This window comes from Paracoccus subflavus (assembly GCF_004310345.1).
Lineage (GTDB): Bacteria > Pseudomonadota > Alphaproteobacteria > Rhodobacterales > Rhodobacteraceae > Paracoccus > Paracoccus subflavus.
In genome coordinates this window covers 169,500-184,368 of sequence record NZ_SISK01000003.1, presented here as the reverse complement: position 1 = coordinate 184,368, position 14,869 = coordinate 169,500, and the positions used below count along the sequence as shown (strand labels likewise).

General features: G+C 65.3%; 14 protein-coding genes. 5 read left to right on the top strand and 9 right to left on the bottom strand.

Annotated features, from left to right (window positions below):
• Positions 1 to 88: 88 nt before the first annotated feature.
• Positions 89 to 616, top strand: a complete 528-nt coding sequence (locus tag EYE42_RS06005) for a CAP domain-containing protein (RefSeq protein WP_130990410.1) — start codon at positions 89 to 91, stop codon at positions 614 to 616.
• 24 nt (positions 617 to 640) lie between these two features.
• Here the strand turns inward: EYE42_RS06005 and EYE42_RS06000 are convergent, their stop codons facing one another.
• The 7 genes from EYE42_RS06000 to proS all read right to left on the bottom strand — a co-directional run bounded on the left by EYE42_RS06000 (position 641) and on the right by proS (position 7,774).
• On the bottom strand, positions 641 to 1,972 hold the full coding sequence (locus EYE42_RS06000; RefSeq protein WP_130990409.1) for a branched-chain amino acid ABC transporter permease: 1,332 nt from the start codon (positions 1,970 to 1,972) through the stop codon (positions 641 to 643).
• A 12-nt stretch (positions 1,973 to 1,984) separates the two neighbouring features.
• Positions 1,985 to 2,992, bottom strand: a complete 1,008-nt coding sequence (locus tag EYE42_RS05995; protein WP_130990408.1) for a branched-chain amino acid ABC transporter permease — start codon at positions 2,990 to 2,992, stop codon at positions 1,985 to 1,987.
• Between the two features lie 4 nt (positions 2,993 to 2,996).
• The gene (locus EYE42_RS05990) at positions 2,997 to 3,722 is read right to left on the bottom strand and encodes an ABC transporter ATP-binding protein (RefSeq protein ID WP_130990407.1); all 726 of its coding nucleotides are present in this window, start codon (positions 3,720 to 3,722) and stop codon (positions 2,997 to 2,999) included.
• Positions 3,722 to 4,513, bottom strand: a complete 792-nt coding sequence (locus tag EYE42_RS05985) for an ABC transporter ATP-binding protein (protein WP_130990406.1) — start codon at positions 4,511 to 4,513, stop codon at positions 3,722 to 3,724. Before EYE42_RS05985 ends, EYE42_RS05990 begins: the two co-directional genes overlap by 1 nt.
• 112 nt (positions 4,514 to 4,625) lie before the next feature.
• Positions 4,626 to 5,810: an ABC transporter substrate-binding protein gene (locus EYE42_RS05980; protein ID WP_130990405.1), complete on the bottom strand. Its 1,185-nt coding sequence runs from the start codon at positions 5,808 to 5,810 to the stop codon at positions 4,626 to 4,628.
• Positions 5,811 to 5,924: 114 nt separating this feature from the next.
• Positions 5,925 to 6,416 carry a DUF2937 family protein gene (locus EYE42_RS05975; RefSeq protein WP_130990404.1) on the bottom strand — a complete coding sequence of 164 codons (492 nt, stop codon included), beginning with the start codon at positions 6,414 to 6,416 and terminating at the stop codon, positions 5,925 to 5,927.
• On the bottom strand, positions 6,413 to 7,774 hold the full coding sequence (gene proS / locus EYE42_RS05970) for a proline--tRNA ligase (RefSeq protein WP_130990403.1): 1,362 nt from the start codon (positions 7,772 to 7,774) through the stop codon (positions 6,413 to 6,415). Before proS ends, EYE42_RS05975 begins: the two co-directional genes overlap by 4 nt.
• Before the next feature lie 150 nt (positions 7,775 to 7,924).
• On the opposite strand from proS, the gene EYE42_RS05965 reads away from it, so the two are divergent.
• Genes EYE42_RS05965 through EYE42_RS05950 form a run of 4 tightly spaced genes read left to right on the top strand, consistent with a single transcriptional unit; the run spans position 7,925 to position 13,613 of the window.
• Positions 7,925 to 9,139 carry an AI-2E family transporter gene (locus tag EYE42_RS05965; RefSeq protein ID WP_130990402.1) on the top strand — a complete coding sequence of 405 codons (1,215 nt, stop codon included), beginning with the start codon at positions 7,925 to 7,927 and terminating at the stop codon, positions 9,137 to 9,139.
• A 6-nt stretch (positions 9,140 to 9,145) separates the two neighbouring features.
• Positions 9,146 to 9,838 carry a P-loop NTPase family protein gene (locus EYE42_RS05960; protein WP_130990401.1) on the top strand — a complete coding sequence of 231 codons (693 nt, stop codon included), beginning with the start codon at positions 9,146 to 9,148 and terminating at the stop codon, positions 9,836 to 9,838.
• Between the two features lie 23 nt (positions 9,839 to 9,861).
• On the top strand, positions 9,862 to 12,027 hold the full coding sequence (locus EYE42_RS05955; RefSeq protein WP_130990400.1) for an RNA degradosome polyphosphate kinase: 2,166 nt from the start codon (positions 9,862 to 9,864) through the stop codon (positions 12,025 to 12,027).
• Between the two features lie 56 nt (positions 12,028 to 12,083).
• Complete coding sequence (locus EYE42_RS05950; protein ID WP_130990399.1) at positions 12,084 to 13,613, top strand: Ppx/GppA family phosphatase; 1,530 nt, start codon at positions 12,084 to 12,086, stop codon at positions 13,611 to 13,613.
• Positions 13,614 to 13,625: 12 nt separating this feature from the next.
• On the opposite strand, the gene EYE42_RS05945 is transcribed toward EYE42_RS05950, so the two are convergent.
• Together EYE42_RS05945 and EYE42_RS05940 are read right to left on the bottom strand one after the other, a co-directional pair.
• The gene (locus tag EYE42_RS05945) at positions 13,626 to 13,910 is read right to left on the bottom strand and encodes a hypothetical protein (RefSeq protein WP_130990398.1); all 285 of its coding nucleotides are present in this window, start codon (positions 13,908 to 13,910) and stop codon (positions 13,626 to 13,628) included.
• 168 nt (positions 13,911 to 14,078) lie between these two features.
• Positions 14,079 to 14,810, bottom strand: a complete 732-nt coding sequence (locus EYE42_RS05940; RefSeq protein WP_130990397.1) for a hypothetical protein — start codon at positions 14,808 to 14,810, stop codon at positions 14,079 to 14,081.
• Between the last annotated feature and the right edge of the window lie 59 nt (positions 14,811 to 14,869).

Here is a 14,869-nt window from a genome sequence, read left to right as displayed (position 1 = left end):
CGGCCATGACGCCGCGCAAGGGATTTGGACGCCGGAACTGCGGTCATCGGCGAGGCGTTCCGCGACAGCCGCTTGTGAAGGTTTCCTCATGCCCCGGTCACGCATCCTTGCCCTGTGTCTGGTCCTGCCGGGACTGGCGGCCTGCCAGCAGGGGGTGGGCCCGACGACGCCCGACAACCGTCCCGCCGACCCGGCAGAGCAGGCCCTGGCTGCCCGTTGCGCAGGCGATCCGGGCATCGCGGCGCAACTGGAGGCTGCCGTCAATGCCGCGCGCTTGGCCGAGGGCAAGACGGTCCTGGACCCCGCCCCGGCGCTGGCGCAGATCGCGCAAGGCCATGCCTGCGACATGGCGGGGCAGGGCCGCGTCGATGTCGAGGGGTCGAACGGCTCCAGCGTCGTGGATCGGGCGCGGGCAGTCGGCTATCCGGTCTGCGGGGTCGTGCAACTGGTGGGACGGGGCGGCAGTCCGGCCGATGCGGTGGCGGACTGGCTGGCACGCGACGCCCAGCGGGCCGAGCTTCTGGGCCAGCCCAGCCGCCAGATCGGCGTAGGCTATGCCGCGGGGGTCGGTGGATCGGCCTATTACAGCGTGGTTCTGGGCGACGATTGTCGCTAGACAGGGACCGGGTGGTCCCTTGTTCTATTTCTCGGGCACCAGACCCCGCGGGGCGAAACGCAGCACCAGCAGCAAGACCAGCCCCATGGCGATGAAGCGCATGTGCGGCGCGCTGCCCAGCAGATGCGCCTTGAGGTCGCCGTCGGGCAGGGGCCCGACCAGGACGCCGATCAGGTTCGGTCCCCAGACCTCGACCTTGATCCAGACGAACCAGATCAGCACCGCGCCCAGAACCGATCCCCAGTTGTTGCCCGATCCGCCAACGATCACCATCACCCAGATCAGGAACGTATAGCGCAACGGGTTATAGCTGGTGGGCGCCATCAGCCCGTCCAGGGTGATCATCATCGCCCCCGCGATGCCGATCACCGCCGAGCCCAGCACGAAGACCTGCAGATGGCGCGCAGTCACGTCCTTGCCCATCGCCTCGGCGGCGGTCTCGTTGTCGCGGATGGCGCGCATCATCCGGCCCCAGGGCGATTTCAGCGCCAGTTCGGCCAGCAGGATGATCGCCAGAAGCACCACCAGAAACAGCAGCATGTAGCACAGCTTGACCCAGATCCCCGACGCCTCGGCCACGCTGAACCCCCAGCGGGCGGCAAAGTCCACGAATTCCGGGTTCTGCTGCAACTCGATCTCGTAGGGGACCGGCCGGGGAATCGAGGCGATGTTCTTGACGCCCCGGGCCAGCCAGTCCTCGTTGCGCAACACGGCCACGATGATCTCGCCGATGCCCAGGGTGGCGATGGCGAGATAGTCCGAGCGCAGTCCCAGCGCGACCTTGCCCACCGCCCAGGCGGCGGCGGCGGCGAAAAGACCGCCCACGATCCAGGACATCAGGACCGGCAGGCCCAGCCCGCCGATATTGCCGGCACGGGCGGCGTTGTTGGCCTCGATCGCTGTGACGGCGGGGTCGAACAGCCAGCGATAGGCGACAAAGCCGCCGATGAGCACCAGGGCCACGGCCCATCCGCGGCGGGTGCGGACGTGGACGATCCTGGCCATGGCCAGCGTGCCGATGCCCGCCAGCAGCGCCAGGATCAGGCGCGGCCCGCCTGCGGCCCAGGCGCCGTCGACCGGGGGCAGGGACACCAGCACCGGGGCCAGGCCGCCGATGGCCAGAAATCCCACGACCCCGGTGTTGAACAGCCCGGCATAGCCCCATTGCATGTTCACCCCAAGCGCGGTGATGGCCGAGATCAGGCCCATGTTCAGGATCGCCAGCGCGGTGTTCCACGACCCCGAGAACAGGCCGTTCCGGACCGTGCCCTCCAGCAGGAACAGGACGGCAAGGATCGCGAACAGGATGGGCGCGCGCCAGGGGCTGACGGCAGCGGCTTGACGGTTGGCTGACATGATCGGACCCCCTTACACCGACTTGCCGCTGAACAGCCCGGTCGGGCGGAACAGCAGCACCACGATCAGGATAACGAAGCTGACGGCGAACTTGTATTCCGTTCCCAGCAGTTGCAGCAGTCCGCCCGGCTGCCAGCCGGGAAACAGATAGCCCGCGACCTTGACCCAGGGGTAGGTCACGGCGACCTCGGAAAAGGCGACCAGGAAGCCGCCCGCGATGGCGCCCACCGGGTTGCCCAGGCCCCCCACGATGGCGGCGGCGAAGATCGGCAGCAGGATCTGGAAATAGTTGAAGGGCCGGAAGGACTTGTCCAGGCCATACAGGACCCCGGCAATGGTCATCAGCGCAGCGGCGATGATCCAGGTCAGGCGGACCACGCGTTCAGGGTCGATGCCTGACAGCAGGGCCAGATCCTCGTTGTCGGAATAGGCGCGCATGGCCTTGCCGGACTTGGTGCGGTTCAGGAACCAGAACAGCGCCGCGCAGACGATCGCGGTCACCACCACCGTCAAGGCCTGGGTGGACCGCAGCGCCAACCCCTCGGCCAGGCCGGACCATTCCCGGAAATCGCGCACCGCGATGATGAACCGCGCGCCGTCGTCGAATCGCTGTTCATCCACGCCGATCAGCAGGCGCGTCAGCCCGTTCATCACGAACATCACCCCGACCGAAGCCATGACGAAGATGATCGGCGCCGCCCGCTGCGCGCGATAGAACCGATAAACCGCCCGGTCGGTGCCCAGCACCAGCACCGCTGTCGCCGCGATCCCGACCGGCAGGGCCAGCAGGGCGGTCGGCAGCGGTCCCAGCGACACCCCCAGCGATTGCAGCCCCCAAGTCACCAGGATCGTGATGGCGGTGCCAAAGGCCATGGTGTCGCCATGGGCGAAGTTCGAAAACCGCAGGATCGCATAGATCAGCGTCACCCCCAGCGCGCCAAGCGCCAGTTGCGCGCCATAGGCGGCGGCGGGGATGAAGACGAAGTTCAGGAAGGCCACAAGGGCATTCAGGATATCCACAGGCTCAGCCCCCCAGAAAGGTGCGGCGGACTTCCGGGTCGGCCAGAAGGGCCTCTCCGGTGTCGGTGTATCGGTTGGCGCCCTGCACAAGGACATAACCGATGTCGGCGATTTCCAGCGCCTGGCGGGCGTTCTGTTCCACCATCAGGATCGAGATGCCGGTCCGCGCCACCTCGATGATACGGTCGAACAACTCATCCATGACGATGGGGCTGACACCGGCGGTCGGTTCGTCCAGCATCAGAAGCTGGGGCCGGGTCATCAGCGCGCGGCCCACGGCGACCTGCTGGCGCTGTCCGCCCGACAACTCGCCCGCGGCCTGCTTGCGCTTTTCGGCCACGGCCGGGAACAGGTCATAGACCTGGGCCATCGTCTGGCGCACGTCGTCGTCGCGGATGAAGGCGCCCATCTCCAGGTTTTCCTCGACCGTCATGGTCGGAAAGATGTTGTGGGTCTGGGGCACGAAGCCCATGCCCTTGCGGACGCGATCCTGCGGGGACAGGGGGGTGATGTCCTCTCCGCCCAGGACCACCCGGCCCTCGCGCAGGGGCAGCATCCCGAAGACGGCCTTCATGGCGGTTGACTTGCCCGCACCGTTGGGGCCGACGATGACGGCGATCTGGCCCCTGTCCACGGTCAGCGTGCAGCCGTGCAGGATGTCGGCCTTGCCGTATCCGCCGCGCATTCCCTGTGCCGACAGAAAGGGCTGCGGTTGCGACGGGGATTGCATCACAGCGCACCCCCCGCGGCCTTGACCTTGTTCTTCAGGCCGGTGCCCAGATAGGCCTCGATCACATCGTCGTTCTGCATGATGTGATCGGCCGGCCCTTGGGCCAGAACCTTTCCGGCGGCCATCACGATCACCGGGTCGCACAGCCGGCCGATGAAATCCATGTCGTGTTCGATCACGCAGAAGGTATAACCCCGTTCCCGGTTCAGCCGGACAATGGCATCGCCGATGGTGCCCAGAAGGGTGCGGTTCACCCCGGCGCCCACCTCGTCCAGAAAGACGATCTTGGCATCGACCATCATCGTGCGGCCCAGTTCCAGCAGTTTCTTCTGCCCGCCGGACAGGTTTCCGGCCTTTTCGTGGGTCAGGTGGCGGATGGTCAGGAAATCCAGAACCTCGTCGGCGCGGCGGCGGATCTCGGCCTCTTCCCGGTCGATCCGGCCGCGCTGGAACCAGGTCTTCCAGATCGTTTCGCCCGATTGCGTGCCCGGCACCATCATCAGGTTCTCGCGCACGGTCATCGACGAAAACTCGTGGGCCAGTTGAAAGGTGCGCAGCAGGCCCTTGTGGAACAATTCGTGCGGGGGCAGGCCGGTGATGTCCTGACCATCCATGAAGACCCGGCCCGATGTGGGGGGCAGCACGCCCGCGATGACATTGAACAGCGTGGACTTGCCCGCGCCGTTCGGGCCGATCAGCCCGGTGATCGAACCCGTCTCGATCGTCAGGCTGGCGCCGTCCACGGCGCGAAAGCCGCCGAAATGCCGATGAAGGTCTTCGACCCTGATCATTCGCTTACCCCGTCTTCACGCCCCAGGCGACGCGCATCCGCATTTTCGCGGCTTTTTCATGAAAATGGCCCGGCAACCGCGGGGGCTGCCGGGCCAAGGCCTTTAACCGACCTCAGCGATATCCGACAACCGTCATTTCGCCGTTCTCGAACGAAACCTCGCGGAAGGTGCCGGCGCTTTCGCCGGGCTCGACCATCTCGACCGCCGAAGCGCCGACATAATCGACATCGCCGCCGCCGTTGATGATTTCCAGCGCCTTTGCCAGGTCACCGGGCAGGATCTGTTCGCCGGGGGCATTGGCCACGTCCATCACGCTGTTCTTCCAGACGTTCGGATCGCTGGACTTGGCGGCGGCCATCGACAGCAGCATCAGGGCCGCGGCGTCATAGGCCTCGGCCGAATAGGCGCTGGTGCCGTCAAAGCCGGCTTCCTCGGCCATGGCCAGGAACTTGTCGCGGCCCTCGCCCTCGGCTGCCGGGTTCTGGCCAAAGCTGCCGTCGATTTCCGAACCGAAGTTATCGACCAGGGCCTGGCCCACCATGCCGTCGGGGAACACGAAGCGGTCGAAGGCACCGGTATCCAGCGCCGCGCGCACGATGCCCGAACCGCCCTGATCGACATAGCCTGCAACCACCAGGGCGTCGCCGCCCGCCGCCGCCAGGGCCGCGACCTCGGCCGAATAGTCGGCCTTGCCGTCGTCATGGGCGGCGTTCACCGTCACGGTGCCGCCCTTTTCCTGGAATGCCGCCGCAAAGGCGTCGGCCAGGCCCTTGCCATAGTCGTTGTTGGTATAGGTGACGGCCGCGTTCTGGACGCCCTTTTCCATCATGATCTCGGCCATGATCTCGCCCTGGCGGGCATCCGACGGCGAGGTGCGAAAGAACAGCCCGTTGTCGTCGATCGTGGACAGCGCCGGCGAGGTGGCCGAGGGCGAGATCATCACCACCCCGTTCGGCACGGCCACGTTCTGCAACGAGGCGATGGTTTCGCCCGAGCACATGCCGCCGACGATGCCCCGCACGCCCTCGGCGGTGATCAGACGCTCCACGGTTGCGGTCGCCGCGGCGGCGTCGGTACAGGTCGAGTCGCCCTGGACCGGTACGACGGTCGAGCCGTCCAGCAACAGGCCGGACTCGCTGACCTCTTTCATGGCCAGTTCGGCCCCGGCTGCCATGCCCGGCGCCATGGATTCCAGCGGGCCAGTAAAGCCCAGCGACATGCCCATCTTGATTTCCTCGGCGCCGGCGGCACCGGCCAGCAACGCCCCGGCGGCGGTGGCCAGAAGAAGTCTTTTCATATGATTGTCTCCCAGTTGGAACGATGTCCTGGGGGGCAGGTTAGAAGTGCCTCAGACAAAAAGAAAGCCGGATGAAGCGGGAAAACCCTGCCTTTTCGGGCTGGTGACGCGTGGTCAGCGCCAGCCGAGGCGGTCATGACGCCGCCCCAGGACCAGACCGGGCAGGGCGGTGAGCCACCAGCCCAGGGCAAGGCCGATCCCCGCCGCCCACAGGCCCGCACCCGTCACGGGAACGGCGGGGCGAAAGTCGTCCCAGGTCGCGGCCAGCGTTTCAGCGTCGCGCAGCCGGTGGGGCAGCAGCATCCGTTCCAGCGGCCCGGCGATGCGCAGCATCTGCAAATCCGTGCGCGCCCGGTCCAGGCGCGCGAACACATCGCGCATGTTGGCTTGATGGGCATCGCGGAACGCGCTGCCCGACAGATCGGTCAGGGCCTGATCGCGCGTCAGGCCAGCCCCTTGCGCGCTGGCATCGAATTCCGCGGCGACGCGGGACAGGGCATCGACCTGCCCGCCCAGCCGCTGGACATACTGGTCCGAAAACGCCGGGAACTGCGACAGGGCGATGGCGACGCAGACCGCCACCGCCAGCCGCAGCATTCCGATCATTTGTCCTGCACCTTCAGGCCCAGCACGGGGGCATAGACCTGTTCCAGCCGGGCGATGGCATCCTTGGGCGACATTTCCTCGGTTTCGCCGGTGCGGCGGCTGGTCAGTTCGACCTTGTTGGCGGCCAGCCCGCGCGGCCCGACGGTGATCCGCCAGGGCAGGCCGATCAGGTCCATGGTGGCGAATTTCGCCCCCGCCCGATCGTCGCGGTCATCATAAAGCGGGTCCAGGCCGCGCGCCTGCAATTCGGCATAGATCGCGTCGCAGGCGCTGTCGGTGGAATTGTCGCCCTGTTTCAGGTTGACGATGCCGACATGAAAGGGGGTCACGCCCTCGGGCCAGATGATTCCGCGGGCGTCGTGGTTGGCCTCGATGATGGCGCCCAGCAGGCGGCTGACGCCGATCCCGTGGCTGCCCATCTCGACCGGAACACGGGCGCCGTCGGGACCGACGACGGTGGCACCCATGGCTTGGGAATACTTGGTGCCGAAATAGAAGATCTGGCCCACCTCGATGCCGCGCGCGGTGCGGCGGCGTTCCTCGGGCACCTGGGCAAAGATCGCCTCGTCATGGGTTTCGTCCGTGCGGGCATAGCGGCTGGTGAACTCCTCCAGCACGGCTTGACACTGCTCGACGCTGTCATAGTCGATCTGGCGGTCGCCAAAGGTCAGGTCGGTGATCTGGCTGTCATAGAACACCTCGGACTCGCCGGTCTCGGCCAGCACCAGGAATTCGTGGGTGTAGTCGCCGCCGATCGGTCCGCCATCGGCGCGCATCGGGATCGCCTGCAGGCCCATGCGCTCATAGGTTCGCAGATAGCTGACCAGATGGCGGTTATAGGCGTGCAGCGCGGCATCCCGCGTCAGGTCGAACGTATAGCCGTCCTTCATCAGGAACTCGCGGCCCCGCATGACGCCGAAACGGGGGCGGATCTCGTCGCGGAACTTCCACTGGATGTGATACAGCGTCAGCGGCAGGTCCTTGTAGCTGTTCACATGGCTGCGGAAGATGTCGGTGATCATCTCCTCGTTCGTGGGCCCGTACAGCAGATCGCGCTTGTGGCGGTCCTGGACGCGCAGCATTTCCTCGCCATAGTCGTCATAGCGGCCGCTTTCGCGCCACAGGTCGGCCGGTTGCAGCGTGGGCATCAGCAGGGGGATATGGCCCGCGCGGGCCTGTTCCTCGTGGACGATCTGCTCGATCCGCCGCAGCACCTTGTATCCCAGCGGCAGCCAGGAATAGATCCCCGCCGCCTGCTGCTTGATCATCCCGGCCCGCAGCATCAACCGGTGGCTGACGATCTGCGCCTCTTTCGGGTCTTCCTTCAGCACCGGCAGGAAATAGCGCGACAGACGCATGGGGTGGTCCTTTGACAGCATTCGGCGCATAGCGTTAGCGGATCGGTCCAGCCTTGCCAAGAACCGGCGGTCCGGCCCCGCGACGACACCTTGCAACCGCCGGTCGGCCCGGCCACATTCCACGCCAACAATCCTTTCGGGAACCCCGCCATGCGCATACCGATACACAAGCAACTGATGTGGTGGGGCGTGACAACGGCCATCCTGCTGCTGGCGATGTGGCTTCTGGGCAATGCCATCCTGCCCTTCATCCTGGGGGCGGGTGTGGCCTATCTTCTGGACCCGGTGGCCGACCGGCTGGAGCGTCTGGGCCTGTCGCGGGTCATGGCGGTGACGGTCATCACCGTGGGCGTGGTCCTGGTGGCGGCGGGCATCATCGTGCTGGTGGTGCCGCTGATGCTGCGCCAGGCCGCCGCCCTGATCGAAACCGCGCCCGAGATGATCCAGCAGGCGCGGATGTTCCTGATCAGCCGCTTTCCCCAGTTCGTGTCCGCCAATACCGACATCGGCACGACGCTGACCGACCTCGGGACGACCATGGGCGAGCAGATGGGCACGCTGGCATCCCAGGTGCTGTCCTCGGTGGGGGGCCTCATCAGCGCCATCGCGATCCTGGTGATCGTGCCGGTCGTGGCCTTCTATCTGCTGCTGGACTGGGATCACATGGTGGCGCGGGTGGATACACTGCTGCCGCGCGAACATGCCCCCACCCTGCGCCGCCTGTCGCGCGAGATCGACGAGGCGCTGTCGGGGTTCGTGCGCGGGCAGGGGCTGGTGATGCTGATCCTGGGCACCTGGTATGCCTTTGGCCTGATGATCGTGGGCCTGCCCTTCGGGTTCCTGATCGGGGTCATGGCCGCCCTGCTGTCCTTTATTCCCTATGTGGGCGTCTTGATCGGCGGGGCCACGGCCATCGGGGTGGCCCTGTTCAGCTTTTGGGGCGAGCCGCTGTGGATCGGGCTGGTGGTCGGCATCTTTGCCATCGGCCAGATCGTCGAGGGCAACTATCTTCAGCCCAAGATCGTGGGCCAGCATGTCGGCCTGCACCCGGTCTGGCTGCTTCTGGCCCTGTCGGTCTTTGGCGCCTTGTTCGGCTTCGTGGGGCTGGTCATGGCGGTGCCCCTGGCGGCCGCGCTGGGCGTGATCGCGCGGTTCCTGACACAGCGCTATCAGGACAGCGCGCTGTTCACCGGACAGGCCCTGCCGCCCGATCCGGGCCAGCCCACCCTGGTCGAGATCGTGCCCCGCGGCACCGTCGCCAGTGCCATCCGCGAAGCACGCATCCGGGCCGACATGAACCGCGCCCATGGGCGGATCGAGATGATGCGCGAGGAACTGACCCGCAAGCATCCCGAAACCGACTAGACCGCCATGACCTCTCGGCAGTTGACGCTGGATCTGACCACCGCCCCGGCCCATTCGCGAAGCGATTTCCTGCCCGCCCCGGCGAACCGCGCGGCCCTTGCCGCCCTGGATGCGCCGCAGGACTGGCCGCAGGGGCGGATGCTGCTGATCGGGCCGGAAGGGTCTGGCAAGTCGCATCTGGCGGCCTTCTGGGCGGCCGAGAACGGCGCCCGGCGGCTCAGGGCCGCGGCCCTGCGACCGGATGCCGCCGACCATCTTGCCACGGATGGCGGTGCCCTGGTGATCGAGGATGCCGACCGTGCCGGCCGGGCGGCGGGGGCCGAACAGGCGCTGTTTCACCTGTGGAACCTGTGCCCGCCGCGCGACTGCCTGCTGCTGCTGACCGCGCGCAGGCCACCGCGCGACTGGGGCCTGGTGCTGCCCGACTTGCGGTCGCGGATGGATGCCATGCCGCAGGTTCGGCTGGGTCCGCCGGACGAATCCCTGCTGGCCGCGGTTCTGGTCAAGCTGTTCGCCGACCGCCAGCAGGCCGTGTCGGCCGATCTGATCGGCTGGCTTGCCCTGCACATGCCCCGCGACCTGGGGCTTGCCCGCCGCCTGGTCGCGGCCCTCGACCGCGCCGCCATGGCCGACAAGCGCCCCATCACCCGCCGCCTTGCCGCCGATCTGCTGCAAGGCCTGTCCGAACCCGAGACGTGAACCAGCCCTTCAAGGTCAGGACCATGACGCAAGCCGATTTCCTTCGCAGCCCCTTTCCCGAACCCCTCGACCTGCCCGGCGGGGTGCCGCAGGACGGCGCGCGGTTCTTCAACCGGGAAATCAGTTGGCTGTCCTTCAACTGGCGCGTCCTGGACGAGGCGCGAAACCCGCGCGTGCCCCTGCTGGAGCGGCTGCGCTTCGTGTCGATCAGCGCGACCAACCTGGACGAATTCTATACCGTGCGGGTGGCGGGCCTGCGCGAGCTGGTGCGCGAGGGCAATGCCACCCCCTCCGACGACGGCATGACCCCTGCCGAGCAACTGGCGGTCATCAACACCGACGCCCGCCGCCTGATGGGCGCCCAGCAGGGCGTCTGGAACCGCATCCGCCGCGAGATGGAGGACGCGGGCATCGTGATCCTGTCCCGGTCACGCCTGACGCGGGCCGAGGAGGAATTCCTGCACGACTATTTCGAACGCAAGGTCTTTCCGGTCCTGTCGCCGCTGGCCATTGATCCCGCGCATCCGTTCCCCTTCATCCCGAATGCCGGATTCTCGCTGGCCCTTGAACTGGCGCGGGAAACCGATGGGCGGCAGATGCAGGCGCTGCTGCCGATCCCCGCGCAATTGAACCGCTTCATCCCTCTGCCGGGGGGCGAGCGGTTCTTCAAGCTGGAGGACTTGTTGCTGATGCACTTGTCCTCGCTGTTTCCCGGCTATCGCGACACGGGCCATTGCGCCTTTCGCGTCCTGCGCGACAGCGACCTGGAGGTCGAGGAGGAGGCCGAGGATCTGGTCCGCGAGTTCGAAACCGCGTTGAAACGCCGCCGCCGGGGCAGTGTCATCCGGCTCAAGATCACGCGGGGCGCACCCGACCGTCTGCGCCGCCTGATCATGGAAGAGCTTGAGGTCGGCCCCGACGAGGTGATCGAGGTCGAGGGGCTGCTGGGCATGGCCGACCTGCGCGAACTGGTGCTGGACCAGCGCCGCGACCTGATGTGGCCCAGCTTCATCCCCCGCGTCCCCGAACGCGTGCAGGACCATGACGGCGACATGTTCGCGGCGATCCGGCACAAGGACATGCTGCTGCACCATCCCTATGAAACCTTCGACATGGTGGTGCGCTTCCTGGCCCAGGCAGCGCGCGATCCCGATGTGCTGGCGGTCAAGCAGACGCTGTATCGCACCAGCCGCGACAGCCCCATCGTGGACGCCCTGTGCGAGGCCGCCGAATCCGGCAAGTCGGTCACCGCGCTTGTCGAACTCAAGGCCCGCTTCGACGAGGCTGCGAACATCCGCCAGTCCCGCCGCCTGGAACGGTCGGGCGCGCATGTCGTGTACGGCTTCATGAACTACAAGACCCATGCCAAGATCAGCACGGTCGTGCGGCGCGAGGGTGACAACCTTGTCACCTATACCCATTACGGAACCGGCAACTATCATCCGATCACCGCGCGCATCTATACCGACCTGTCGCTGTTCACCTGCGATCCGGCCCTGGGGCGCGATGCGACAAAGGTATTCAACTATCTGTCGGGCTATGTGCAGCCGGCCGGACTGGAAAACCTTTCCATTTCGCCCATCGACCTTAAAGAGCGTCTGATTTCCCTGATCGGACGCGAGGCGGAACTGGCCCGCCAGGGTCGTCCCGCCGCGATCTGGGCCAAGATGAACTCGCTGATCGAAAAGGACGTGATCGACGCGCTTTATGCGGCCAGCGCGGCGGGGGTAAGGATCAGCCTGGTGGTGCGCGGCATCTGCGGCATCCGCCCTGGCATCCGGGGTCTGTCGGAAAACATCCGCGTGAAATCCATCGTCGGGCGATACCTGGAACATTCGCGGATCGTGTGTTTCGGCAATGGCCATGGCCTGCCGTCGAAACGGGCGCGTGTGTTCATCAGCTCGGCCGACTGGATGGACCGCAACCTGAACCGCCGCGTCGAAACCCTGGTCGAGTGCATGAACGACACCGTCAAGGCGCAGATCGTCAGCCAGGTCATGGCTGCCAACATGGCGGACGAGGCGCAAAGCTGGCTGTTGCAGCCCGATGGGCGTTTCGTGCGCTATCTGCCCGAAGGGCGGGATGACCTGTTCAACTGTCATCGCTTCTTCATGGATAATCCGTCACTCTCGGGCCGGGGCACGGCGGGAGCGGGCGACGTTCCGGCGCTCACCCATTCGACCGATTGACCTGTCCGTCAGGGCGGTTCATTAACGGCGGCGACAGGGCAGCACAGGGGGCGGCGATGAACGGCCTGCGCACCACGACCGGCCAGAAGGTCGAGCCTTTCGGCAAGACGTTCGACAAGCTGCCGAAACGGGCCCTGTCGCGCGTGGGCGTGGTTGATGTCGGCTCGAACTCGATCCGGATGGTGGTGTTCGATGGCGCGGCGCGATCCCCCGCCTATTTCTACAACGAAAAGGTCATGGCCGGGCTTGGCGCCCGCATGGCCCAGACCGGACGCCTGAACCCCGAAGGGGTAGAGCGGGGCTTTGCGGCCTTGCAGCGGTTTTCCACCCTGGCCAAGGGCATGGGGATCGAGCCTCTGACCTGCGTGGCCACCGCCGCCGTGCGCGAGGCCGAGGACGGCCCCGCCTTTCAGGCCCGCGTCGAACGCGAAACCGGCATCCACATGCATGTCATCGACGGCGAGGAAGAGGCGCGCCTGTCGGCCCAGGGGGTGCTTCTGGGGTGGCCCGATGCGAGGGGACTGGTCTGCGACATCGGCGGCAACTCGATGGAACTGGCCGAGGTCGCGGATGGTCAGATCGGCAGGCGGGTGTCGTCGCAACTGGGGCCGTTCCGGTTGCAGCAGATATCCGGCGGCAAGGACGGATTGCGCAAGCACATCAAGAAGGTCATGGCCGGGCTGGCCAAGGTCATGGGCACCCATCACGAGCGCATCTATCTGGTCGGCGGATCGTGGCGCGCCATCGCCCGTCTGGACATGGAGCGTGTCTCATATCCCATGACGGTCCTGCATGAATACCGCATGACGCCGCAGGCCGTGTCCGAGACCGTGGCCTGGATCGCCGCGGGCGATCTGAACGACCTGCGCGGGCAGGTGGACATCTCGTCATCCCGGATGGAACTGGTGCCGCTGGCCTCGCAGGTTCTGTCCCAGTTGGTCGAAACCTTTGCGCCCGCCGAACTGGCCGTGTCCAGCTATGGCATCCGCGAAGGGCTGCTGTATGAACAGATGTCCGAAAGCCTCCGCAAGCGCGATCCGCTGATCGAGGCCGCGCGGTTCACCGAACGCCAGATGGCCCGGATGCCGGGGTCGGGCAAGAAGCTGTATCAGTTCCTGCACCCGGTCTTTGCCGATGCTCCCCCCGAACGCGACCGCCTGATCCGCGCCGCCTGTCTGTTGCACGATACCAGTTGGCGCGCCCATCCCGACTATCGCGCCGATGCCTGCTTCGACAACGTGACCCGCGCCAACATGGCCGCGCTGTCGCATCCCGAACGGGTGTTCCTGGGCCTTGCCCTGCTGCACCGCTACAAGAACAGCCGGGCCAATTCCCCGATGGCCCCCTTGTTCAGGCTGCTGTCCGAGGCCGAGATCAACGACGCCGAGGTTCTGGGCAAGGCCATGCGTTTCGGGGCCATGTTCACGCTGGACGATCCGTCCGAGGCAGGCAGGCTGATCCTGGACAAAAAGCAGTTGCGCCTGAAGCTGACCCCCACCGGCCGCAAGCTGATGGGCGAGGTGGCTGAATCGCGGTTCAAGGCGCTTTGCACTGCCTTGGGGGTCGAGGGCACGATCGACGCGTGATTTGCCCTGCCGTCACAATGGTTCCTCGACGGGGACGGGCGCCTCACCGATCGTAACGGCCCCTTCGACATAGATGCCGCCGCCGCCGCTAAAGGATGGATCAGGCCCAGTGCCATCGTCGGTCCAGTCCTCGGCCTGTTCGGATGCAGGGCGTTCGTCCTGGGCACGTGTCCGGCTCACTGGCTGCGCCACCCAGCCATCAGCGCAAAAGGTGCTGCTAGCATTGGGGCCGCACGCCTGGGACGGACCGGCCATACAAAGGATAGCCAGGATCAGACCTACGACGATACGAATCATGGAGATTCCCTTATGGCACGTTGAGCATCAGTTAGATCAATATCCTCAACATAAGGTTAGCACCTCACGCGCAGTGAATGTGTGCCAAACAAAAAGGTCTCCTTTGGGATACCTTTTCGTGTCACAAGGCAAGGCAATTATATTACTTTGACAAAGCCAGCGTTAGGATCAGGCAGCGCTATCTCGTCCTTCAAGTTTGGGCCATGCCAAAACGATTCGGTGCTTGTCGTCGTAATATCGGCCTTTGAGAAAATTCAGATCATCCTGCCAGTCTCGAATCGCACGCCGGTACAAATGTGCGTCGTGGCGCGCTTTGAGGTTGGCGTTGCTGGCGATGACATTTGCGACCTTCAAAAGACGCTGCATCGTCGATGGCGCGCCGTAACTGATACCGAAAGTCTTCTCGACGATAGTGGGCAGTTCCAGCTCTATAAAATCGCTTAAGAAATGTTTGCGCTTGTCAAGATCCCAGCCTTTTGTGGTTCCGACAGTGTAGCCAAACATCTTTAGTGCGGAATACTTGTGATCAAAGATAATTCCCCCCGGACCGATGGCACCTTTCGGGGGATTTGGATTTATGACAGGCCAAATGAAGCTACGCTTGCTTTCCTGTGTCGGCTGTGGTGGTGGAAGCATTGCGGGTTTGAAAGGGTTCGTCAGCCCATAGGGTTGGTAAGCGTCTTCAGCGTAATGCCTCGCGACAGATGCCATGCACCGGATGACGTGATGAAACACTTCATCCTCCTCGACGTCACGAACCTCAAAGGCGAGAGCTAGATCCTCAAAAAAGCTAAAAAGAGGGTCGGCTTGTTTGGCTGGCGAACGTAATACTTTGTTGTTGCGCACGGCAGCACGAGCTTCTCTGAGTCGGCGGCGTATGGTGAAATGGTCTTCCGTCATTAACTGTCTCGGTCAAAGCGATAGACCTCAAGATACCCAGCTAATCCGCATTTCTCAAG